The sequence below is a fragment of the Acidiferrobacter sp. genome, assembly GCF_054609335.1.
Genome location: NZ_JBTRWP010000045.1, coordinates 1 through 21,628, shown reverse-complemented (window position 1 = coordinate 21,628; position 21,628 = coordinate 1). Strand labels below are relative to the sequence as shown.

The 21,628-nt window shown below is 63.5% G+C and carries 17 protein-coding genes, 3 pseudogenes and 1 riboswitch; of the genes and pseudogenes, 6 read left to right on the top strand and 14 right to left on the bottom strand.

Translation table 11 applies throughout. The annotated features are described in order from the left end of the window. Positions 1-286 precede the first annotated feature (286 nt). Positions 287-2,098 (top strand): allophanate hydrolase, encoded by a 1,812-nt coding sequence (gene atzF, locus ACYCTF_RS11275; RefSeq protein ID WP_461284907.1) that lies wholly within the window; start codon positions 287-289, stop codon positions 2,096-2,098. 351 nt (positions 2,099-2,449) lie between these two features. Here atzF and ACYCTF_RS11270 read toward each other — a convergent pair whose 3' ends face one another. The 8 genes from ACYCTF_RS11270 to ACYCTF_RS11235 all read right to left on the bottom strand — a co-directional run bounded on the left by ACYCTF_RS11270 (position 2,450) and on the right by ACYCTF_RS11235 (position 12,053). Further along, a complete protein-coding gene (locus tag ACYCTF_RS11270) occupies positions 2,450-5,728 on the bottom strand; it encodes a 5-oxoprolinase/urea amidolyase family protein (protein WP_461284906.1) in 3,279 nt (1,092 codons plus the stop codon). A 63-nt stretch (positions 5,729-5,791) separates the two neighbouring features. Next, the gene (locus ACYCTF_RS11265) at positions 5,792-6,451 is read right to left on the bottom strand and encodes an urea amidolyase associated protein UAAP2 (RefSeq protein WP_461284905.1); all 660 of its coding nucleotides are present in this window, start codon (positions 6,449-6,451) and stop codon (positions 5,792-5,794) included. 10 nt (positions 6,452-6,461) lie between these two features. Next, the gene (locus tag ACYCTF_RS11260; protein WP_461284904.1) at positions 6,462-7,190 is read right to left on the bottom strand and encodes an urea amidolyase associated protein UAAP1; all 729 of its coding nucleotides are present in this window, start codon (positions 7,188-7,190) and stop codon (positions 6,462-6,464) included. A gap of 16 nt (positions 7,191-7,206) precedes the next feature. Then, the gene (locus ACYCTF_RS11255) at positions 7,207-8,055 is read right to left on the bottom strand and encodes an ABC transporter ATP-binding protein (RefSeq protein ID WP_461284903.1); all 849 of its coding nucleotides are present in this window, start codon (positions 8,053-8,055) and stop codon (positions 7,207-7,209) included. Then, the gene (locus ACYCTF_RS11250) at positions 8,052-8,915 is read right to left on the bottom strand and encodes an ABC transporter permease (protein WP_461284902.1); all 864 of its coding nucleotides are present in this window, start codon (positions 8,913-8,915) and stop codon (positions 8,052-8,054) included. Before ACYCTF_RS11250 ends, ACYCTF_RS11255 begins: the two co-directional genes overlap by 4 nt. Then, entirely contained in the window at positions 8,915-9,895 is a 981-nt protein-coding gene (locus tag ACYCTF_RS11245; RefSeq protein ID WP_461284901.1) for an ABC transporter substrate-binding protein, read from the bottom strand. Before ACYCTF_RS11245 ends, ACYCTF_RS11250 begins: the two co-directional genes overlap by 1 nt. A gap of 55 nt (positions 9,896-9,950) precedes the next feature. Beyond that, positions 9,951-10,050, bottom strand: a riboswitch (guanidine-I (ykkC/yxkD leader). A 1,315-nt stretch (positions 10,051-11,365) separates the two neighbouring features. Continuing rightward, entirely contained in the window at positions 11,366-11,830 is a 465-nt protein-coding gene (locus ACYCTF_RS11240; protein WP_461284900.1) for a DUF3800 domain-containing protein, read from the bottom strand. 22 nt (positions 11,831-11,852) lie between these two features. After that, the gene (locus tag ACYCTF_RS11235) at positions 11,853-12,053 is read right to left on the bottom strand and encodes a DUF3800 domain-containing protein (protein WP_461284899.1); all 201 of its coding nucleotides are present in this window, start codon (positions 12,051-12,053) and stop codon (positions 11,853-11,855) included. A 465-nt stretch (positions 12,054-12,518) separates the two neighbouring features. On the opposite strand from ACYCTF_RS11235, the gene ACYCTF_RS11230 reads away from it, so the two are divergent. The 5 genes and pseudogenes from ACYCTF_RS11230 to ACYCTF_RS11210 form a co-directional block, all read left to right on the top strand. Then, positions 12,519-12,764: a hypothetical protein gene (locus ACYCTF_RS11230; protein WP_461284898.1), complete on the top strand. Its 246-nt coding sequence runs from the start codon at positions 12,519-12,521 to the stop codon at positions 12,762-12,764. A 569-nt stretch (positions 12,765-13,333) separates the two neighbouring features. Further along, positions 13,334-13,990 (top strand): zeta toxin family protein, encoded by a 657-nt coding sequence (locus tag ACYCTF_RS11225; RefSeq protein WP_461284897.1) that lies wholly within the window; start codon positions 13,334-13,336, stop codon positions 13,988-13,990. Positions 13,991-14,359: 369 nt separating this feature from the next. After that, positions 14,360-14,640, top strand: a pseudogene (locus tag ACYCTF_RS11220) (tyrosine-type recombinase/integrase); the annotation flags it as partial. A 156-nt stretch (positions 14,641-14,796) separates the two neighbouring features. Further along, a pseudogene (locus tag ACYCTF_RS11215) lies at positions 14,797-15,618 on the top strand (type IV toxin-antitoxin system AbiEi family antitoxin domain-containing protein). After that, positions 15,602-16,110: pseudogene (locus ACYCTF_RS11210) on the top strand (nucleotidyl transferase AbiEii/AbiGii toxin family protein); the annotation flags it as partial. The pseudogenes ACYCTF_RS11215 and ACYCTF_RS11210, both read left to right, overlap by 17 nt. Before the next feature lie 129 nt (positions 16,111-16,239). Here the strand turns inward: ACYCTF_RS11210 and ACYCTF_RS11205 are convergent. From ACYCTF_RS11205 to ACYCTF_RS11180, 6 genes are all read right to left on the bottom strand, one after another. Next, positions 16,240-16,461, bottom strand: coding sequence for a hypothetical protein (locus tag ACYCTF_RS11205; RefSeq protein ID WP_461284896.1), 222 nt, complete (start codon positions 16,459-16,461; stop codon positions 16,240-16,242). Beyond that, positions 16,454-16,738: a DUF4258 domain-containing protein gene (locus ACYCTF_RS11200; RefSeq protein WP_461284895.1), complete on the bottom strand. Its 285-nt coding sequence runs from the start codon at positions 16,736-16,738 to the stop codon at positions 16,454-16,456. The genes ACYCTF_RS11205 and ACYCTF_RS11200 overlap by 8 nt, the downstream gene beginning before the upstream one ends. Positions 16,739-17,613: 875 nt before the next feature. Next, on the bottom strand, positions 17,614-18,141 hold the full coding sequence (locus ACYCTF_RS11195; protein WP_461284894.1) for a c-type cytochrome: 528 nt from the start codon (positions 18,139-18,141) through the stop codon (positions 17,614-17,616). A gap of 166 nt (positions 18,142-18,307) precedes the next feature. Beyond that, a complete protein-coding gene (locus tag ACYCTF_RS11190; protein ID WP_461284893.1) occupies positions 18,308-18,952 on the bottom strand; it encodes a response regulator in 645 nt (214 codons plus the stop codon). Further along, the gene (locus ACYCTF_RS11185; RefSeq protein WP_461284892.1) at positions 18,949-20,589 is read right to left on the bottom strand and encodes a histidine kinase; all 1,641 of its coding nucleotides are present in this window, start codon (positions 20,587-20,589) and stop codon (positions 18,949-18,951) included. Before ACYCTF_RS11185 ends, ACYCTF_RS11190 begins: the two co-directional genes overlap by 4 nt. An 86-nt stretch (positions 20,590-20,675) precedes the next feature. Continuing rightward, positions 20,676-21,628, bottom strand: a 953-nt coding sequence (locus ACYCTF_RS11180; protein WP_461284891.1) for an FAD-dependent oxidoreductase, incomplete at its 5' end; no start/stop codon positions are given.

Genomic DNA, 21,628 nt, shown 5'->3' with positions numbered 1-21,628 from the left:
CATATTTTCTGAGGCTGTTGACATCCTCGCCGCCCTGAACGGCGGGGCTTGTCGCGCACAGGGTCACGCACCAGTTCAGGTCAAGTCATCCGCGCCCATACAGGGCCCAAGCCCGATCAAACGGGCCCGCGCAGACCGCCCCATGCTGGCGCAGTCAGGAGGGCCATGCCCGTAATTGGGCATAGCGAGGCGCCAAGCCGTCCAGCACCGCGGGCTACCACCGGATAGGCCACCTAGGCATCGTTCTTGCTAAACACTTCGCTACACAACCCGAGAGACCTTCCTTATGACCGAGCCGCGCCCCGGCTGGACGCTCGCCGAATGGCAACAGGCTTATGCGAGTGGAGCCATAACGACCGCGGCCCTCTACGACTACGTGGCGCGCCTGTCCGCCCAAGATCCCGTATGGATCACCCTGGCCGACCGCGCGCGCCTGGCCACCGAGCTCGAAGCGCTCGAACGTCGGCGTGCCGGAAGCGACCCGGCCTCCCTGCCCTTGTATGGGATACCCTTTGCGGTCAAGGACAATATCGACGTGGCTGGATGGCCGACGACCGCCGCCTGCCCGGAATTCTCCTATATCGCCTGCACGACGGCGTCAGCCGTGGCGCGCCTGCAGGCCGCCGGCGCCGTCCTGATCGGCAAGACCAATATGGATCAGTTCGCCACGGGACTGAGCGGGACCCGTTCCCCTTACGGGTCGGTCCCCAACAGCTTCGATCCGGCCTATATATCCGGGGGCTCGAGTTCCGGGTCGGCGGTCGTCGTCGCCCGCGGTCTCGTGCCCTTTGCCCTTGGCACTGACACGGCCGGCTCCGGGCGCGTGCCGGCCGGCTTCAACAACATCGTTGGACTAAAGCCCACGCGCGGATGGTGGTCCACGCGCGGCGTGGTCCCCGCCTGCCGCACGCTCGACTGTGTCTCGGTCTTCGCGCTCCGGGTCGCCGACGCCGCGCGCATCGCCGCGCTTCTCGCCTTTCCCGACACCGAGGATCCCTACTCCCGGGAACATCCGGGGCGGGCCGCGCCGCGGCCATTTGACCCCATGCGACTTGCCATCCCCGACGCCTTGGAGTTTTTTGGAGACACACAGGCTGCGCGTGCCTTTGCGGCCACGGTCGACGCCCTAAAGGCCCTCGGCGCACGCATCGATACCATTGACTTCGCGCCCTTTCGTGCGCTCGCCGAACTCCTCTATGGCGGCCCATGGGTCGCGGAGCGCCTCGCCACACTCACACCCTTCCTTGAACGCCAGCCCACCGCCCTCCATCCGGTCTTGCGTGAGGTGTTTGCCGCCGGCACAGACCTTTCGGCCCGCGACGCCTTTACCGGTGAACACGAACGAGCGCGGCTCGCGGGCCTCATCGCCCACCATCTGCGCAACGTCGACGCCCTGCTCGTACCGACCGCGCCCACGATGTACACCATCGAAGAGATGATGCGCGACCCCTTGCGCCTGAACACGCGGCTTGGGTTCTATACAAACTTCGTAAACCTCGCGGACCTCTGCGCGCTCGCAGTCCCCGGGGTGCGACGCGAGGACGGGCTGCCCGCGGGCGTGACCTTCGTAGGTCGCGCGTGGCACGATCAGGCGCTCGCCTCCCTGGGACACACCCTGGAGCGTCACCTCGACCTTCCCCTCGGCGCCACCCAGAGACGATCCGCCGATGGCGGCACGCAAGCCCTCCCCACCATGACACCGAGCGTGCCTTTGATCGTGGTCGGCGCCCATATGCGCGATCTGCCCCTAAATGCCGCCCTGACCTCGCGTGGCGGCGTTTTTTGCGCGCAAGCACGCACCGCCCCGATATATCGGCTCTATGCGCTCCCCGGCGCCCCGGCCCGACCAGGCCTGGTCCGCGACGACCCAGGCACCTCCATCGAAGTCGAGATCTGGGATATACCAATCGGCCATTTCGGCTCGGTGGTCGCGGAAGTGCCTGCCCCCTTGACGATAGGAACAGTGGTCCTCGAAGACGGGCGATCGCTCAAAGGCTTCCTCGCCGAGAACCACGCGGTCCAAGGTCTGACCGATATCAGCGCCTGGGGCGGGTGGCGCGCCTATCTCGCACACCCCAACGGTCCTCCGTCCCGATGACCATAGGCCCGCGGCCCGCGGCCGCGATCGGGCTGCCAAGACCGCGCGGAACGTTAAAGTCGGAGATTGGCCGGGCGGGACTTATCCGAGGTGTGGAGTGGTGGTGGAAGTGTCAACGCGACGACCGGCCGTTTGGCCGGCGATGAGCACGAAACTCACGCCCTAACCGTTCAGCTTGGGCGGGCGCAGTCCCTACCGCCCAATCCGGATACCTCGCACGAACAAGCCATCGGACTCCAGAAATGGCATAGGAACGCATAGGCCAGCAGATCCTCGGGCCGCGGCCGGCGGGTCCGAGCGACTTACACCCCGCCGGGCACCCGGCATACCCTCGGTCTTAGCGTAGCCACGCTACGCGCGACCGGCGGCGACATCTCCTCCCAAGGCCCATGACTGTCGTTCGCGCACGAAGGCCGCCTGCTGGCGCGCCTTGAAAGCCTCAATGCCCGGCCGCTCGGCCTCCAGAAAGCGTTGGTACTCGGGCCACGAGAAACATCCCTCCTCGATACGGACCGCGAGCCGTCCGCACGCGAAATCCGCACGCATCGCCAACAATTCCTCCTCGCTCACCGGGAAAAACCGGATGCGATCGAAAAACCGTAAAAGCCACGGGTCGCCATTGACGAAGGGCGCGGTCGCGGGCCCACGATTCCACATCTGCAGGGTGCGCCCCACGAACTGATAGCCACCAGGACCTTCCATCCCATAAATGCAGAGATAGGCGCCGCCTATGCCGACCGCATTCTCCGGGGTCCAGGTCCGCGCCGGATTGTACTTCGTGGTCACGAGCCTATGCCGAGGATCGACCGGGGTGGCGACCGGCGCCCCCAGGTACACATCCCCCAGACCCAACACAAGATAATCGGCGGCAAACACGATCTCGCGCACCGCCTCCTCGCTATCGAGCCCGTTGATGCGGCGAATGAACTCGATGTTGCGCGGACACCACGGGGCATCCTTGCGCACCAACTGTTCATAGCGTGCGGTGGCCAGACGCGTCTGGCTGTCGTCCCACGCAAGCGGCAAATACACGATCCGCGAGGCCACGCGCGCATCCTGCAGGTCGCCAAGCGCAGCATCGGCCTCCGCCAAGATCGCCACCAAGGCCGCCTGCGAGAGTCGATCGGGATCGTAATGCACCTGCAGCGAGCGTATCCCGGGCGTAAGGTCGATGAGGGCGGCACCCAGTCGCTCGCGGCCGTGCGATTCCAGCCATTCCATGAGGGCGTGGACACGCAGTCGCAAACCGATATCCAAGATCGGCGGCCCGTACTCGACCAACACATTGGCATCCCCGGCCCGCCGGTATACGACCGTGACGGGAATCTTTGGGCCCTCAAGGCGCGCGATCACGGCCTCCCGGGCATCGCTTGCGTCGGCGCTCGCCGGTCGCATCGCCCCAAACGGCGGCGGCCGCAGGCGCAAGGCATCCTCCTGGCGCGCCTGTGCCTCGCGCGCCTCAGCCAGACTGAGACGCTGAAAACGCACGGTATCCCCGGGACGCAACTGTCCGAGCTTCCAGAGCTCGGCGGACACGACCACCGCCGGACACACGAAACCCCCGAGGCTTGGCCCGTCCGGACCCAGGATTACCGGCATATCGCCCGTGTAATCGACCGCCCCTATGGCGTAGGCGTTGTCGTGGATATTGGAGGGATGGAGCCCGGCCTCGCCCCCATCCGGGCGCGCCCAGCGCGGACGGGGACCGATCAGACGCACACCAGTGCGGTTGGACTGCGCATGCACCCGCCAATCGGCGGCAAAGAAGGTCTCGATGTCATCGGTGGTAAAAAAATCGTCCGCGCCATGCGGCCCATACAAGACGCCGAGCGTCCAGTGCCGCTCATAGCGCGGCCGCAGGCGTCGCGACAACTGGCGGCCGATGACGGTCTCGTCGCCTATGGCGGTGATGGCGAGACGGTCGCCGGCCTTCAAGGCCCGCCCCTCATGGCCACCGAACCCCCCCAGACTAAACGTCGCCGTGCTCCCCAGATAGCGATCGGCGGCAAAACCCCCTTGGATGGCGAGATAGGCCCGCGCGCCTGCGCCACGCGCCACACCGCAGAGCAATACACTCCCAGCCTCGACCCGACAGACCTGCCACATCGGCAGAACCTGCCCATCGAGTCGTGCCGAAAATGGCGCGCCGGTCAACGCGATCAGCGCCGGCGCGTGGAACTTGAGCTGCGGGCCGGCAAGCGTCATCTCGAGGGCTGCGGCGGTCGGGTCGTTGCCCACGAGCCCATTCGCATAACGATGCGCAAGCGCATCCATCGGTCCCGAGGGGGGCACACCCACCCGCCAATACCCAAGCCGCCCCGGCCAATCCTGGAGGGTGGTCTGCGCCCCACCCTTCAGCACCTCCACCGCTGGAACCGCAGGCGCGCCGGATGCGAGCGTGTCGACATCCATACGGCCCTCCCGCACGCGCGGATCCTGGACCCAGGCGCGTAAGGTGTCGCGATTCGTTGCGACCCCGCGCACCACGGTGTGCATCAGCGCCTGATCCAGGGCCTGCCAAGCGCCCGCGCGCTCCTTGCCACTCACGACGATGTGCGCAAGCGTACCAGAGCGCCCCTCTGGCAGCTCCGATCCGGGCTCGATGGCGGCCGTGACGTGCGCTTCGGACGGCCACGCCACGGTCGTCACCCGCCCCAAGGGGCGCTCGCCGCCAGACGCCTCCGCCTCGGCGCGCACATGCGCCAGAATCGCATGGCAAGCGGGGGCCGCGCTCAGCCCGTCGAACGTCCCGTTCTCGCCCGCGGCGAGCCGCAACATCCATTCGACGAGATCAATCCCCGTGATCGCCGCGGCCAGTTCGTGGCCGGCCTTAAGCCCTGTATCCATGCCCAAGAAATACGCCTTCCGATCGCGCCCGTCATAGACAAAACGCGCGCGCCCCACGGATCGATAGTGGACGGCGCGCGCCAGACGCACCGCCATGTCGACCACGTGCCCGCCTTGTTCGGCATCCAGCCCCGCAGCCGGCGCCTCTTCCAGGAGCGCGCGCCCGCCGCACCGCAGGCTTGCGTCCTGCACACCCAAGGCCCACACCTTCCCGCGCCCATCGCCGATCAGCGGCACATCGAGATAGCGGGCGCAGGGCAGACACCGCTCCACGCAGAGGGCCGTCGCGCCCGCGAACCCTGATTGCGTCCATTCCTCCCACGCCGCGCGCAAGGCCGCCGGGTCCTCGCATCGCCGCTCCCAGTCCGCGGAATCGCAGCGCAAGGCAACCGGGTAGCCGATGGCGACTGCGACTGCAAACGCGCTAGCTCTGTCATGGAGGGGCCGGCTCTTGGCGAGCAGCGCAAGACCTGCCTTGTGCGCCAAGGGCCGCGCGAATCCCCCCGCCGCGAAGGCCTCGATATCGCGCGCGCGTGCCCCCGCAAAGCCGATCCCGCGATGCGCAAGCGCACGCGCCAAGGGCGCGCTTTGCGCCCAAGGCCCATACCCCGGATGCACGACATCGGCCCGCGCCGCCGCCGCCTGTGCCGCAAGCGCTTCGGCGTCCGCTCCCGCCGAGACGCCCTCGGACACCCCGACTAAGGCCAACCCCAAGCGCTCCAGAGTTCGCTTGACGCGCACTACGCCGATGCCGTGATCGGCGACCCACACTCTTTCCAACATAAAACCTCGCGTCGGCGGGTCGTCCCGCAAGCATTCCCAAAGACCGGGTCGTCCCCGTCCCTATCAATCGGTTGGCGCACGCCAGGCGATGACACGAATCGGCGTCGGGTCATAGCCATTGCAAGGATTGTTGAGCTGCGGGCAGTTCGAAATAAGGATGACCACATCCTGCTCGGCGCGCAGCTCCACGTATTTGCCGGGCGCCGACACGCCATCGGCGAACCGCAAGGCGCGGCCCTCGACCGGCACATTCATGAAGAAGTTGATGTTGCTCGCCAAATCGCGCTTACTGAGGCCCAGATGCTGACCACAAGCGCAGTGCTGCGTGGCATACAGAAAATTATCCCGACAGCTGTGCAGAAATCCCTTGTCGTGTCCGTAACGCACAGTATTGCTCTCCGCCGAGCAGGCTCCACCCAGCGTGTCATGGCGCCCGCACGTGTCGGCGACTATGGTCAACATGGGCCGCCCCTCGGACGACATCAAGACCGAACCTGTGGTGAGATAAAGAGCCCTTTGCGCGACGATGGTGGCCTGCGCGCTGTAACGCTCCTTGCGATCGTGCCGATTGTAAAAGAGGGTATCGACCGCCTGGTTGCCCGCCAGGTCGACAATACGCACGATCTGGCCGCGGTGCAGCTCCCCCATCCATGGCTCGCCCGCCGGACATATCACATCCCAGAGCGCCTGGGCGGGGTCTCGTAAACTTTCTTGTAAGGGCATAGCGGGCCTCTCATTCTCCCAAGTAACGGTAGCTGTTTGCGAAGGCACGTCCATTCTCCGCGCAGAACTTAGCGCAGGCGTCGATCCGCACGCCCTTGGCATAGGTCGCGACATGGACATCGGCCGGGGCATAGACGGTCTGTCGGGTGAGGGGATGGGGGGCGGTCGATATCACGCAAAGGAGATTCAAAACCGCCGTAAGCTCCACGAAGTCCCCGGGGCGCGCGTGTCCGGTACGAAGCGCCACCTGGCCCTCGTCGCCTATGCTAAGCGCGCTGAAGAAATTGATCGGCGCGACCAGATCCTCCCGACCCAAACCCCACTTGGCAAGCTCGACCAGAAGACCGTCCTGGCCATTTCTATGCATCGCGTTGCGCGCCTGGCCAAAACCCTTCACGCCAAACTGCCGCTCAATATCCGCGCGGCTCGCGACCCCGCAGAGGGGATCATGGTCGCTCACGCTTTCGGCGCTCAGTGCCGCCAGCACCCGGCCCATATCCGACATAAGCGCATGGCCTGCGCACAGCGTGGCCGTGTGCTGGGCCTTCAGGGTATCGGCCATGTTGTAGCGCTCACTGCGGTCATCGTCATGAAACAGCAGTACCGAGGCGTTGGCGTCTGCGCCGAGTGCAGTCAGACGCAAGCCCTGCCCGCGACCTAGCCGAAACGAGGCATGGCAACCACCGGGAATGCGATCTTCCCAAAGGACCGCCCGCTCCTTGATCTCGGAATCCGTCATAAAGCCCCTTCTCCTCTCATTCCGATGGGGCACGTCCGTGCCCCGTCATACGTTCCATTAATTCGCGATCCGCGTGCACTGCGGCCGTCGCCCGTATGCGCGCAAGGATCTCGCCTTTCAGAGCGACAAACGCCTGATCGAGCTTCAGGTCCTGCGTACGATTGCGGCCCCAGGGGATCGCGTGCACCGAATCCACGCGTCCGGGGTTAGGGGCCAGCACGATCACGCGATCGGCAAGATAGATCGCTTCCTCGACGTCGTGGGTCACAAAGAGCGCGGTGGTCTTTTCAGCGGCGAAGAGATGCAAGATGAGATCGTGCATGACCTCACGGGTCTGCGCATCCAGCGCCCCGAAGGGTTCATCCATCAGAAGGACCGCGGGATTGGCCACCAGGGCCCGCGCGATGCTGACGCGCTGCTGCATGCCGCCGCTCAACTGATTGGGATAGCTGTCGCGGACCCGTGCGAGCCCCATCATGTCGAGCAGGGCATGGCTGCGGGCCAGGTACTGCCACATTTCGCGGCTCGTGGCGTCAGCGTTGACCGCAAGCGCGCGCGGGAATCGCAGGTTCTGCCAGACCGTGAGCCACGGAAACAGGGTCGATTGCTGAAAAACCATGCCGCGATCCGGTCCCGGCCCCGCGATCGGCCGCCCATCCACGCGGATGGTCCCCTCGCTCACATCGTCGAGCCCCGCGATCAGCCGCAAGAGCGTGGACTTGCCGCAGCCGGAGGCCCCGACGATGGCCACAAATTCGTGGCTCGACGCGACCATGTCGATGCCCTTCAGGACCGGCAAGAACGTCCCGTCCCGCCCGACGAAACCCTTGCCGACACCCTCCAAGCTCACAGGGGGCGTACTCATGGGCGATACCAGGGAAAGAGTCGCTTGTGCATCGCGCGGAAGAAGAGATCAAAGGCAAGCCCTATGAGCCCGATCACGATGATGCCCACGAAGATCTTGGCGGTGTCGAGGAAGCGTTGCGCCTGGAGGATAGCAAAACCTAAGCCGCTGTCGGCGGCCACCATCTCGGCGACTACGAGATAGGTCCAGGCCCAGCCCATATTGATGCGCAAGATATCGACGATCTGCGGCCAGGTGCCCCGCCATATCACAAACTTCATGACCTCCCCGGGACGCGCGCCCATGGTATAGGCGGCCTCCAGATAGCTATCAGGGACCTTGCGCACGGCGTCTGCCACCATTACCACGATCTGGAACACGACCCCTATAAAGATGATCGCGATCTTCGATCCCTCGCCGATGCCGACCCACAGAATAACGAGCGGTATAAAGGCCGACGCCGGCATATAGCGCACGAAATCGTTGATCGGCTGCAAGAGCGCAGCACACCATCGATAGGCGCCTATCATAAGCCCGATCGGCACACCGATCAGGGCCCCCAGCGCAAAGCCCGCGACCACGCGATAGATGCTAACGACGGTGTCGTGACCGAGCGCGCCGTGCGACCAATGACGCAGGGATGCCCAGACATCCGCGGGGGACGGGAGAAAGAGCTGCGCCACGATGTGCGCGGCGCTCGCCGCCTCCCACAAGGCCAGGGGCAAAACAAAGCCCGCGACCGCGAGGATGACCGAAAGCCTCCTGGAGATCGGCGCACGGATGCGCCAGAGTCGGGGCCGCCGCGGGCGCGGGGAACCCCTCCCCCCGCGCCGGCCGTCCTCGGCTTGCGCCTTATGGACCTGGGCGGCGACGCTACCCATTAGCGCGCCGCCTGACCTGCAACGCTCGCATCGATGAAGGTCCGGGGATTGGGGCTCGTATCCACCATCTTCACCTGCTGCAAGAAACGGCTGGTCGCAACCGTGCTGTTATAAAGCGACATATGCGAGCGGCCAGGGTTCATGGCGATCTTGTTCAGTCGCGCACCAAAAAGCTTCGTGCCCGACAGGCTTGCGGCATAGACTTTGGCCGTAAGATCCACGTGCGGGGCCATGATCGCCGCAGCCTTCCTCGGGTGGGCCTTGATGAAACGCACCGTCGCAAACCACGCCTTGGCGAGCGCCACGAAATCCTTCCTGTGCGCCGCCAAAACGCTCGTGCGCGCGACCACGACGTCTGGAATAAGCCCGGGCGCCTGCGCGCTTGTAAAGAGCGCATGTCCGGCCTTGCGCGCCTCGATCCTCTGGATCCACGGGTTCCAGACACCGGCGGCGGCCACGCGTCCTGTAATCAGGGCGGCGGCGGCATTACCCGTCGACATGTTCACGAAATGGACATCGGATGCGCTCATGTGGTGCGCCTGCAAAGCGGTGACATCGAGGTACTCTTCTATCGAGTTCATTTCGACGGCGATCGACTTGCCCTTCAGGCCCGCGAAGCCATGAATTTTGTTGCTCACCATCAAGGCGTCGTTGCCAGCGGAGTTGTCCGTGACCAGGATCACCTTGAGCGGCACCTTCTTCGTAATCGGCGCGATCGAGTCGATCAGCGCCTGACAGTTGGCGTCTATGCGCCCGGCCGACAGCGCCTCCACGGAGGTCATATAACTTGGGAACCACACAAGCCGCACATGCGCCCCGTACTTTGTCAGGTAGCCGTTGTGCTGCGCCACGTACCAAGCCACCCAGCCAGGCCAGTCGGAAAGCCCGAGCGTAATGTCGGCGCTCGCCTTCGCCATGAGGCCCAATTGCCCACACAACACGAAACCCGCCGCCACCACAACCTTCTTTAATGTGTTCATAGAATTCCCTCACCCTCTTTTAAGACGCCAAAAAAAACCCGGGACGGCAATCGCTGCCTCCCGGGTTTTTATCCCTCCGTGTACCCCGCCCATCGCGGAGCCGGATTCTCTCGGACCGAACGCCGCACGCGGCTGGAACCCTAGAATCCGTTTTGCCGTCCTGATCCCTAAACCCTAAGTCATAACCCTTCCTGAAGAGTGCCTACGCCCAAGCAAAGAGCAATATCCATGCCACGCGCCGCCATCGCACCGAACGAGAGGGCAACGGCCGCGCCAGCGCGTCCCAGCGCGATTTCGCGCACCAGACCCCGACCGAAGGCTCCCCAAAATAGGTTCAAATAGGGGCGCATGCTCCATTTGAGTGCAGACCGGGGCGTCTACGGTGAATTTATTCTTAAGCGGACCCTCTGCTTGTTGTCCCCATCCCCAATCAGCATAAACACGGGTCGGGTATTGCGGGTGGACAGGGAAGCGGCGTTGTCCCTCATTTTCATGAACGCGGGGCTTTCGGGACGCATCGGGCCCCCGTCCAGGCACAAGGAGCCTGCCCTCCCTGGTCGCTCGCCAAGCGTCGTTGTGGCCGATTGCCGAGGGCTGTGAATAGCCCACATATCGCCTGGGTGGTCTGGCTTCAGATTGGGCGCGATGCGCTGCTATTGGGCCGGCGCCGCTCGGGCAAGATGAGGGGACGGCCGCTGTTGGCTATCAGCTTCAGCCAGCCCTATGTGGCCTGAAAATCCCAACGGATCCCGCGGTCGTACACCCGCACTTGAGCGCCGCTGACACGCCCAGTTGGGGCACCCAGTGATCACGCCAGGTCATGACACATCAGGCTGTCTCCCTGATCTTCGCGAGATCCCCAGACAGCAATAGCCGCCATCAACCCCTTGGTAACGTGCCACCTGGCCCGCAATCCACCGGGCGAACGTGAAACTCCATGAGCCGTTCACGGCACCGCTGCCTCAATTCCATGCGGAGATTCGCGCCGAGAACCTTGCGCTTGCCCCACCACCTCCCTCCCTGCCTACTGAGTTTTAGGGATTATTTCGGGGAGGGCCATTCACTCTGGACGGTGAGCCTTGAGGTGGACCCCGTGTTTTTATGGCGACCATCTTCGCGAATTTCGCGTCGGGTCTATAGAGATGCACGGTGTGCCCGATACGCTGAACTCGGCCGCCAGAGGCCGTTATTATCGTCCGGAGAGGGAACTCGGCCGTACTTGCCGGTTGCGTCTTCGGCGCAATTGAGATTCGCCCAAGGTAGGCCGCACCCCCCATGCGGGAAGCCATGCGGCCTATTTGGCGAATCCGAAACTGTGGTTACACCGTTCGTCGGCTGCGGTTGCGTCCCGCGATGTTGTCGTCTCAATTACGTCGCGACCTAGTCGCCCGTGCATTCCGAATTGTCACCGTATGGTGCGCGTGGCCGGAAATCTCCGGTCTAGGATGCAACGGGCGCATTTTTTGCCCATCATCTGAAGTTCCAGACGTTCTCGATTTTTCCCTTCAGCTGATCCCGCCAGCGGGTCGCATTCTTACGGGCATCGGTGTTGTACGACCGGGCAATGGCCCCCGCGGCCATGTCTGCCAGCTGGATGAGTGTATCCTGGCGGGAATTGACAAATCGCAAATCCTCGATGACACCAGGCCTGACGTTCTCCCGCAAATAACGGCACAACTCCTGCCGGAACTCACGATTGCCGCTGCCGTCAATTTTCAGCCGCGCCTTCTCGAGCACCCGACCGTCGTGGGTCACCATTTGACGCACAAAGTAGCGGTAGAAGTCTTCCTTATCGTTTCGCAAGTGCGTGCCGTAAACCTGTGCTTTATCGACCACGATGGCGCGCACGCCAAACCGAAATGGCAGCACGGCCTGAAAGAATCCGTCTCGCACATTATCGCAACACTTGTTGAATTTCAGGAGTGCCAGGGCCAATAGGCGCTCTCATCCCAATTCCCTAAAGGGGATGGGAATTCCCGCGCCATTCTTTAAACTCGGTCTTTACACGCAGGGCCACTTTGGCCTCTTGGATGGCTGCGCTGGCCTTCACGGCCGCCTGGTGGTCGTGAAAAATCACCATAGCCAGGACGAAATGCGACGTCGACCCCTTTGTCACCTTGAATCCCGGGTCACCGCTTTCGTCGATAAACACGAGCACCGGCCGATTCCTCGATAAGGTGGCCGTCAGTATACATCGTGCGCCCCCGTCTTCATGGTAGGGACGAGTGAATTTCCCGGAGGCCCCCTCCCCCCGTGTTCCACACACGGGAGACCTCTATGAATCTGCATGTGACACTCGGCCGCGACCTGCACCCCGGAAATCGACATGGCCGATTTCTGCGTCGCAACGAGAGGCTTTACGTCATACGGTGGCGGACAAAGCGCGGCGTGCCGGCCTCAAAGGCTCGCGTCTTGAGATTCTGGCGCAGTTACAGCGGGGGCGCGGGATATAAGTACCAGCCCTGACCGCGCGATGAGCAAAGAAGCCGAGTATCGCCGGCTGTTCCTTGAATGTGCGATACGTTAATACGCCGGAGCCAAGGAGCCCGCCATCGCCGAGGATGCTCTGCACACAGCCGACCGCTTGGTCGACGCGCTGCGCACCTACGACGACATGCAGACGATGTTTGGAAGAAGAAAACACCGGAAGTTTGACAGTGCTTCGGCCTCTCGACTCGCGGCCCTGCGCTACCTGAAGGCCGCGGGACTCACCTTCGCGGAGTGCCTCGAGTTTTTTGGCGAACGCCGGGAAGAGAATCGCTATGCGCGGGGCGCCCGGGACGTGTTCGCCAAAAACAGCGACGGCCTCATCGAGGTCGACGACAAGACAGTCGTCGTCTCTTCGGACAAGGGCGCCTTTATCCTATAGTGCCGGCATTACCCGCTCGCACTGGCAGCCAAAGGCATCGGCCTGCGCCCCAAGGCCTCCACCCAGTCTGAGACGGCCTTGTGAGCCGCGGATGCCACACAAAATGGCGCCTGTCGCGTGCCCGGAACCACCGCCAGGCGGCGCCTCTTGGCTGCGACATGGGGCCGGGATGGCGTTAAAGCCCAGGGGCAATGAGCACACCTGTTCGGCATTGAGCATGAATTGGGGGCTCCTGCGAGCTGCAGGTGAATAATGAGATCAAGCGACGGAGGCAAGAGGCGTTACAGTCCCGCGAGGCGGAGATATGAGGAAAATGGGGTTATTACGATGGTGATCAGCGGAAAGTGGGTTTATAATCTCCCCATGGATACGCTATCTTTAGCACCCGCACCGACCTCGTCAGACGAAGACCCTGATAGTTCCCTAGAGGCTGACATCCAGCGTCTGGGCACTATAGTTCCGCAGATGGCGGCCGCGGCAAAGGCCGCGCAGGTCGACGCGCAGGCGCGGATTGCGGCTCTCCATGCACAGATTGCTCAAGACATTGCCAACCTTCGGAAGAGCGAGGCGTGCGTCCCGTCCTCACAGTGATTGCCGGGCCTAACGGCTCCGGTAAGTCATTTTTGACGGCCATCCTCAGGCGTCAGCCTTGGTTTTCCCGTACGCCTTTTCTGAACCCTGATGATATTGCCGCGCGTCTCGGGGATCCCAGTGAGCTTAAGATCATCCTTCAGGCGGCACGTGACGCGGAGGCCCAGCGAGAGTCTTGGCTGGTCGAGCACCGTAGCTTTGCCTTTGAGACCGTTTTTTCCGCTCCCGACAAGGTCGCATTCTTGCGGCGTGCGCGGGACGCCGGTTATCGCATTCGTGTGTTTTTTTTGAGTACCGGCAACCCGGAAATTAATGCCGCGCGCGTGGCCCGTCGTGTTATGGCTGGCGGACACGATGTGCCCATCACGAAAATCATCAGTCGTTATAGTAAGTCCCATGTTCAGGCCGCGCTGGTCGCCCCCTGGGTGGACCGAATGTATCTCTTCGATAACGCCGTGGATGGCGAAACCCCCGCTTTATGTGCTTGGTCAGTCGCGGGACAGTGGCAAGTGCAACGAGATAAGACGCTTCCTGTCTGGGCCACGCCGATCGCGACCCACCCTTTCATGTCCCCGCAGCCGATCGGAGCCGAGAATCACCGTGGCTTTGGGTCCCCAGTAGCCGGACCGCGATAGCGACCGGTGTCGACGAAGGTCTCGACCCGATACGCAGGGTGGCCATAGGGGTCTTGCCGCGCCTACGGGAGTGCGCAAGTGATACGCGCACACAGGTGTGAGGCCACGTGCAGGACTGTGACCCATGGAAGATCAGAAAGCGCGCGTTATCGGCAATATCGCCGATGTTCTAACGGCGGACGGCAGGCGACCAACCAACGAGGCTGCCCGGTTCGCCGCCGGAACTTTCTTCGGCGGCCGAAGGGCACGTACGCTCCTTAGGCAAGATCGCTTCTTTCCTAAACGGTTAGGTTTTGCGACGCATGACGACACGCATACGGTCTTGTCGCATCGGCGGCCTCAAGGTCGTGATCTACCCCAACGACCACTGGCCTGCCGCTGGAGTCGTTCTCCGTCCCCGACCTGCGCCGTATCAGCTCGACACTGCTGAACAAAATCGGCATCAACTGCAACTGGATCGAGAAGTGCTTGGCGCACAAGGACGGATGTTCCTCGCGCTCGATCTACAGCAAATCCGAGTATGCCAAGCAGCGGCGCCACATGCTGCAAGAGTGGGCCCGCATAGTCGATGCGAGATCGACGGGCCGACCTGCGTGCCGAAGCTGATGCCAGAGAACGTGGTGGTGCCTGCGTTGAGCGCGACCGTGTAAGGAGAGCGCGGCCCGATAGCTTCCCCGGCGTCCGGCGCTTCTGGGTCGCGTATGGTTTATAATTTTTCATGAATGATCACCATGGGTAATCATTCTCCCTTCCAGTCAAACCGGCGCGACTTGGCAAAAGTTTGAAGGCGCTGCATTTTGCGCACTATGGGTGATGCAAATTCAGGAAAATTAAACCAGCTGCTGGCCGAACTGAGCGATACGCGCTTGGTGTCAAGCCGCTGGTTGCGGGCTCACGGCTACTCCAACAGCCTCGTCGCGCGCTACGTGCGCAGCGGCTGGCTGGTGTCGCCGGCGCGCGGCGTCTACATGCGCAAGGGTGGGCGCTTGCTGTGGGAAGGCGTAGTTCGCAGCCTGCAGGTCGGGGAGGGCGTGCCGCTGCACGTCGGTGGTCTCTTTGCACTCAGCCTGCAGGGGCACGAGCACGACCTGCGTTTGGGCGATGCCGGCGCGATCACCCTGTATGGAATAAAGCGGCCACCGGCTTGGCTCGGCAAGCTGTCGCTGGCGCAGCGCTTCCGGTATCGAGGCCAGGGGCCGTTCGATCTACGGCCTGCGGCGTTCACGGCGGAAGTGTCCGAGAAGACGCTGTCCGAGCAAGGTCTGGCCTGGTATCGGGCTGCGCCGAGCAGCGATGCCCTAGTCTGCTCTACGCCCGAGCGGGCCATGCTGGAGCTGTGCGCTGGCGTCATGGACGCAACATTGGTCTACGAGGCCGACGCCCTGATGCAGGCCATGACCACGTTGCGCCCGCAGCGGGTCTGTCTGCTGCTGCGCCACTGCCGCAGCATCAAGGCCAAACGGTTGTTCCTGGCGCTGGCCGAGCGTCATCGACATGCGTAGCTGTCCCATGTGCCCCTGGACGGCGTCGATCTGGGCCGGGGCAAGCGCGCACTGGTGCCCGGCGGGCGCCTCCATCCGACCTACCAGATCACCTTGCCGGGAGATCTCGATGAACACCTGGCTTGACCGCTGGGATCGGCGCTACACCGACCGGGTGAAGCTACTAGTCGAGATTTTGCCGGTGCTGGCCTGGAGCCTCGCTTCGCGCTCAAGGGCGGCACGGCCATCAACCTGTTTGAGCACAATCTGCCACGATTGTCGGTGGACATCGATCTGGCCTGGTTGCCCGTGCATGACTATGACGAGGATGCAAAGCTGATTGCCGAAGCGCTTAGGCGGCTGGCTGATGTACTGCGCGCCCGGCCTTTGCAACTGCAGGTGCAATTGTCAGCAGGCAAGGCCGTAGGCGTCACGCGGCTGGTGGCCGTGCGTATGTACAGATCGAGACGACGTCTGTTGCGCGGCACCGTGCATCCCGTGCGGAACATGGTGGTGCGTCTGAAGGTGGAAAAGGCGTTCGGCTTCGCTTCTGCACAGGTACTGGATTTCGCCGACCTCTATGCCGGCAAGCGGGCTGCGACATTGTCGAGAAAGCATCCGCGTGATCTCTTCGATGTCGATGGGCTCTGCTAGGTATTTCCTCCTCTTCAACGCTGAGGTGGAGCCGAATTGAGGCGCCCAACGGTCCGCTTAAGACGCGCGCGACGCATCATCACCGCGCGTCGTTTCCGAAGCCGTTGTTATGCTTTACCGGGAAACGGCCACCGGTTGGAGAGAAAATACACGCGCAAGCTTTGCGGCGGCCGCGATATCGCCGCGTCTCAATGCATCGCGCACATCGTCAAGCTTGTATGCGTCTCCTACCGACAAATACGGTGACCACTCCGTTTCATCGTCAAAAAGCTCGACGTCCACCTCGGCCGCGTACCGGCCCTCGTGCACATATTTGACTCTCTGGCGCTTACCCATCTTTGCCTCTTCGTTTCGTAAAGGTCCTGTCCCATCGTTCGGGATCGGGTCGATAGGCGGTTACAACCACCGCCGGGGACGTGAATCCCTTCGGAATCCCCCACACAACATGAATGGGCCGGGAATCTTTGTCAAATTGTAGCACCAGCACGGCCCGCCCCTTGGGGAAGTTTGGGTAATCTTCGGCAACAGTGGCTTTGTCCACGCCTGCCAGCACATCCCGGACGTCTATCCCATCCGCCGCGATCTCGTCGTACCCATGCTCGGATATCCGCACTTGCCCTGCGGCAACAAGTTTCTTTACTGCCTCATAGAGTCTCGCTCAATGTGCTAGGCCTCTCGCGCTCGGTATCAGTGACGCTTAACTTGCAATAGGCCGGCCTACCCACCCGCCTATGCAGGATTAGTCGATACTAATTCTGATCGACATTGCCCTGTCTCCTTCGGCAGTGAGCGCAAGAATGCCTTGTTCTGCTTCCCCGTAAGTACGGATCCGCGCTTGCTTTTGGGGGATATTCTGCGCCAGGGCTTCCGATGGCAACAAGAGCCAAGCTTATGGCGTCCGAACACCCCCCAATTTCCCCGCCTCCTGGAACAGGTCCGTCACCGCCGCGAGAGGCGGCACTACAATCCACGGATCGCCGGGGCCTATGTGTGCTGGATGCGGATTATGTCCTCTTCCAAGACCAGCGCCGCCCACGGGAGTTTGGCGCCAAGGATCTTGAGGCCTATCCGAATCACCTGGTTGCAGACGCTGAGTGTCGGGAAGCACCCAGTCACAGGCCCTGAATGCCATCGTCTTCCTCGACCGCAACGTGCTGATACCGCAACGTACTGAAGCTCGATCTGGGGTGATTGACATCCTCCTCACCCCGAAGGACGAGGAGGATGTCAAGTATGGGAAGGAACCTTCCATGTCCGTGCGTGCGCCATTTAAGCGCAAGTGGGTGCGTCGTCCGACCATCAACACGTCGGTCACGCCATGGACTCGCAGACCGCCCGGCCCCGCGGCCCCTCTTCTCTTAGGCCACCCGCGCGCGGAGGCCGCGCTACATAGAGCCCACAACAACGACCAAGGCGGGTGTCCAAATACGGGGCGCAGGCGGATCCAGGGTAGGCGCGGGCCCGCTGCCCGCGCCTACCGCGACGCTCTCAGCCCTTCACAGGCCGCACGGCCTTCCAGGCCTGGGCGGCCGCCGGCGGCAGCTGATTCATGTGTTCCAGAAACAGGGCAATCGTCCACATCTGCTGACGGGTAAGCGCCGTCTTCCAAGACGGCATGCCGGTCAGACGGATACCATGGTCGATCTTCCAGAACGTATAGCCAGGCGGGTCATCTTCGACACCGTCGGTCCCAAGCTGTGGGGGCTTGGGATATTCGCCACGGGCGACCGGAGATGCAGAGGCCGCGCCTTGCGCCGTGCCGTGACAAATAACGCAGTGCTGTGCGTATAGACGCACGCCCTGAATGAGATTGGCGTCGGTAAATGGCACCGGATTCGGGCCCTTCGGGGCCTGCGCACGCAAGGTCGCATGCAGCGAGGTCTTGGCCATCCAGACCTCAAGCGGCAAGGGCTTGCCGTCCGCGTTCGCAGGGATGAGCCCGCTCTTTAACATCACAAAGCCGCCTACCGCCAAGACGATGAGTGTCGCAAGAATACCCGCCCCAAAAGCCTTCACGTCCACCTCCTCTGTGTCGCTTCGCCCCACGCCGGTAGCCAGACCTTAAGTCCAAGGGATCCCGGCACGCCACGTGCGTCCCTATAAGCGTAGCACGGCCACGTTGGGGTAAGACCTGCAGGGCGGGTCCGGCATGTGGCCTGAGCCCGTATCCTTCGGGGCCCCGTCAGCTCTTGCGGCCCAGCCCCTCTTCCACGGAGCGCACCGCTGCCTGCACGCGGGATGTGAGTTTCAGCTTGCGGAGAATGGCTTTCACATGGAGCTTCACGGTCCCCTCGGATATACCGAGGTCGCGGGCGATAACCTTATTGCTCTGGCCGTCGCCCAAGTGGCCCAGGATCTCGAGCTCGCGGGGGGTGAGTTCACTGAAGGCATGCGAGGCGGTCAAGGCCTGCGGACCGCTTTGAATGAAGTGCGCGAGCATGGGTGCAAACTCGGGTGCTACCACCATTTCGCCGGCCTCGATGCGCTTTAAGGCTGTCACCAGGCTATCGGGCTCCATGTCCTTCAGGAGATAGCCGCGCGCCCCGTAGCGCAGGGAGGCGACCAGATCGGACTCCTCGCTCGATGTGGTGAGCATGACGATGGCGGCCACAACGCCGTCTGTGCGCAGCGCCTTCAAAGTCTCTATCCCGCCGATCTTGGGCATGCGGATGTCGAGCAGCACGATGTCGGGGGCAGTCTCATGGATATGCGCCGCCGCCTGCTCACCGTCATTGGTCGAGGCCACGACCTCGATGCCGCGACGCACGAGCAGATGCTCAAGCCCACTACGAAAAAGCGCATGATCGTCTATCAAAAACACCTTCACCGCGCTACCCCCCTCACCGCCAGCCCCTTCACCGCCACCCCCTGCTCCTTTCTGCGCGACGGGTCCGGAAAGGTGAGCCACACGCGCGTCCCCTCCCCGGCCTCGTGCTCGACGCGCAATTCGCCGCCTATGGCATGCGCGCGCTCGCGCATGATCGCCTGCCCGAAGTGCCCGTCATCGCCATCGATGTTCCCGACTGCGGGCCCCGGTCCCTCGCCATCGTCTTCGATGAGCACCCGATAGTCCCCGCCCGCCTCGGACTGCAGGAGCACGCGCACGGTCTGCGCATGAGCGTGCTTTCTGATATTGGCCAAGGCCTCCTGGATCACACGCAGGACATGGGTCTCGTGGGTGGGGGGCAGGCCCCCGCGCCAATCCTTCTGGACATAGACCGAGACCCCGGTCTCCTCCTTAAAGCGCGCGATCGCGGTATCCAAAGCCGGCAACAATCCCCCCTCGGCGCCGCCCGCCCGGAAGTTGCGGATGAGCCCACGCACCTCGCGATGCGCGACCTCAAGCCCCGCGGACAAGCGCGCAAACTCGGTCCGCGTGCCGGTATCGGCGTCCTGTTCTATGGTCTCGCCCAGGACCTGGGCCTGGATACGCAGACTTGCCAGGGTCTGGGCAAGCGAATCGTGGAGCTCATGGGCGATCGCCATGCGTTCCTGCAAGAGCGACAGCTCACGGCGCTGGTCTTGGAGGCGCATCTTCTCGATCGCCGCCCCCAGGTGCTGGCCGAGCCCCAAAAGGAGATCCTCGATGTCAGTCTGACCTATGACGCGCGCGCGCTCCATGAAGAGGTTGTAGAGCCCCACCACCCGGCCCTCGTAGCGCAAGGGGATGGCAAGCAGCACGAGATCCTCGTCCGGGAAGGGGTTCTGGCCCCAGGAGGTACAGCAGGCCTTGAGGTCGTCGCCGACACTCAGGGTACGCCGCCCGACCGCCTGCCCGCAGAGGCAACAATCGAGAGACACATGCCGCTCATGCTCGACGATGTCATCGGGCAGCCCAATGCTCGCCACAAGCCGCAGATGGCCATCGGCGGTCAAGAGCCGCACGATACCGGCGCGCACCTCGCCGCCGCCATGGAGCGTGAACAAAAAGCGGGGCAGGAGTTCGTCCAGGTCTTGCGAGGAGGCGATGCCGGCTGTGATGGCGTTTAAGATGCCGAGCCAGCGGCTTATGGTGCGCGGATCCTCACGCCTATGCTCCTGCGTCAAGACCTTCAGGCGCTCACCCAGGGCGTTCACGTCGGCGGCGAGCTGCGCGAACTCGGCGCCGGCCGGCCCCTCAGGGACACGCGCCGACAGATTGCCGCCGCGCACGCCCATCGCCCAGCGGCGTAAAGAAGCCAGTGGACGCCAGAGCGAGCGCACCGTGGCCACCCAGAGGATCCCCACCACCACAAGCGCCGCCAACAAGGTGGCAATCGCCAGATCGCGGTTGGTATCGAGAGCGACAACACGGTCCCCGACGAGGGCTGCGATCGCGACCCCCAAAAGCCCCGCAAGCAACGTGGGTGCCACCCACACGAGCCAGAGGCGTCTGGGTCGCGCCCAACCACGGGCCGGCGGCGTATCCAGGACACCTGCGCGCCACGGCCGAACACCCACTCTCTGCCAAAAGGACCTTTCCATGGAGACCTCGGGGCCAAACCCCGGTGTGCCGCACCTATCCGCCACTATACGCTCCCTGTCGCGGCGTTCGAATAACAAAGCGCGCCTTACTCCGCGCGCGCGTAGATCCCCGGCCGAAACACCATAGGCTGCGTGCGACTGAGCCGCGCCAGATACGGCCCCAAGGCCGCACCCATGTCCTCGCCATAAGACGGGTGTCCGTAATCAAGGTCAGCGAGCGACCAGAGACCACGACGCGAGCGACAGGCGGCGAGCAGTAAATGCACGAGCTCGTCGGCACCCGCGCCCACCACGCAGCCGCCCAGCATTTGGCCTGTCTCCTCGTCGTGCACAATCTCGATGAAGCCCGGACTCGCCCCCTGGACGCGGGCCTTGGCCGACGCCCCATAAGGAATATAGACCACCTCAGGGGCAAAGCCCGCGCGCTCGGCCATATCCTCGGAGAGCCCCACGGCGCCCAGGGGCAGGACAGAGTCGATCACAAGCGGCACTTGATGGTAATTCCGCCGCCTGGCACCGTCTAACGCGGCGTTCTCGCCGGCTATGCGCCCATCATGTAAGGCCGCCGCCGCGGTCATGGGACCGCCCTTCATATCGCCCACGGCATAGATCCCGGGCACGCTCGTCTCCAGGGTCTCGGAGGTCGCGACGAAGCCTGCGCTGTCACACCGCACCCCCAATGCCCGAAACCCGATGTCGTCCGCGCGCGGGGTGCTGCCGGCCACCACCAACACCCGATCGAAACGTCCCTCGCGCCCGTCATCGAAAAGCACCGTGACCCCGTCGTCTGCGCAAGCGGCGGCCACCGATACCCCCTTCAGGATTGTCACACCCGACTCGCCAAGCGTGCGCTCGAGAAGTCGCGCGGCGCGCTCGGAGACCACGGGCCGCGCCAAGAGCCGCGCCCCACGAGTCACGAGCGTCACCTCGGCGCCGAAGGTGCGGAACAAAAAGGCCGCCTCCACGCCCGCCGCGCCACCGCCCACACACAAGAGCCGCCGGGGCAGGGAGGCAAGCAGAGGGATCAGACGGTCGACTG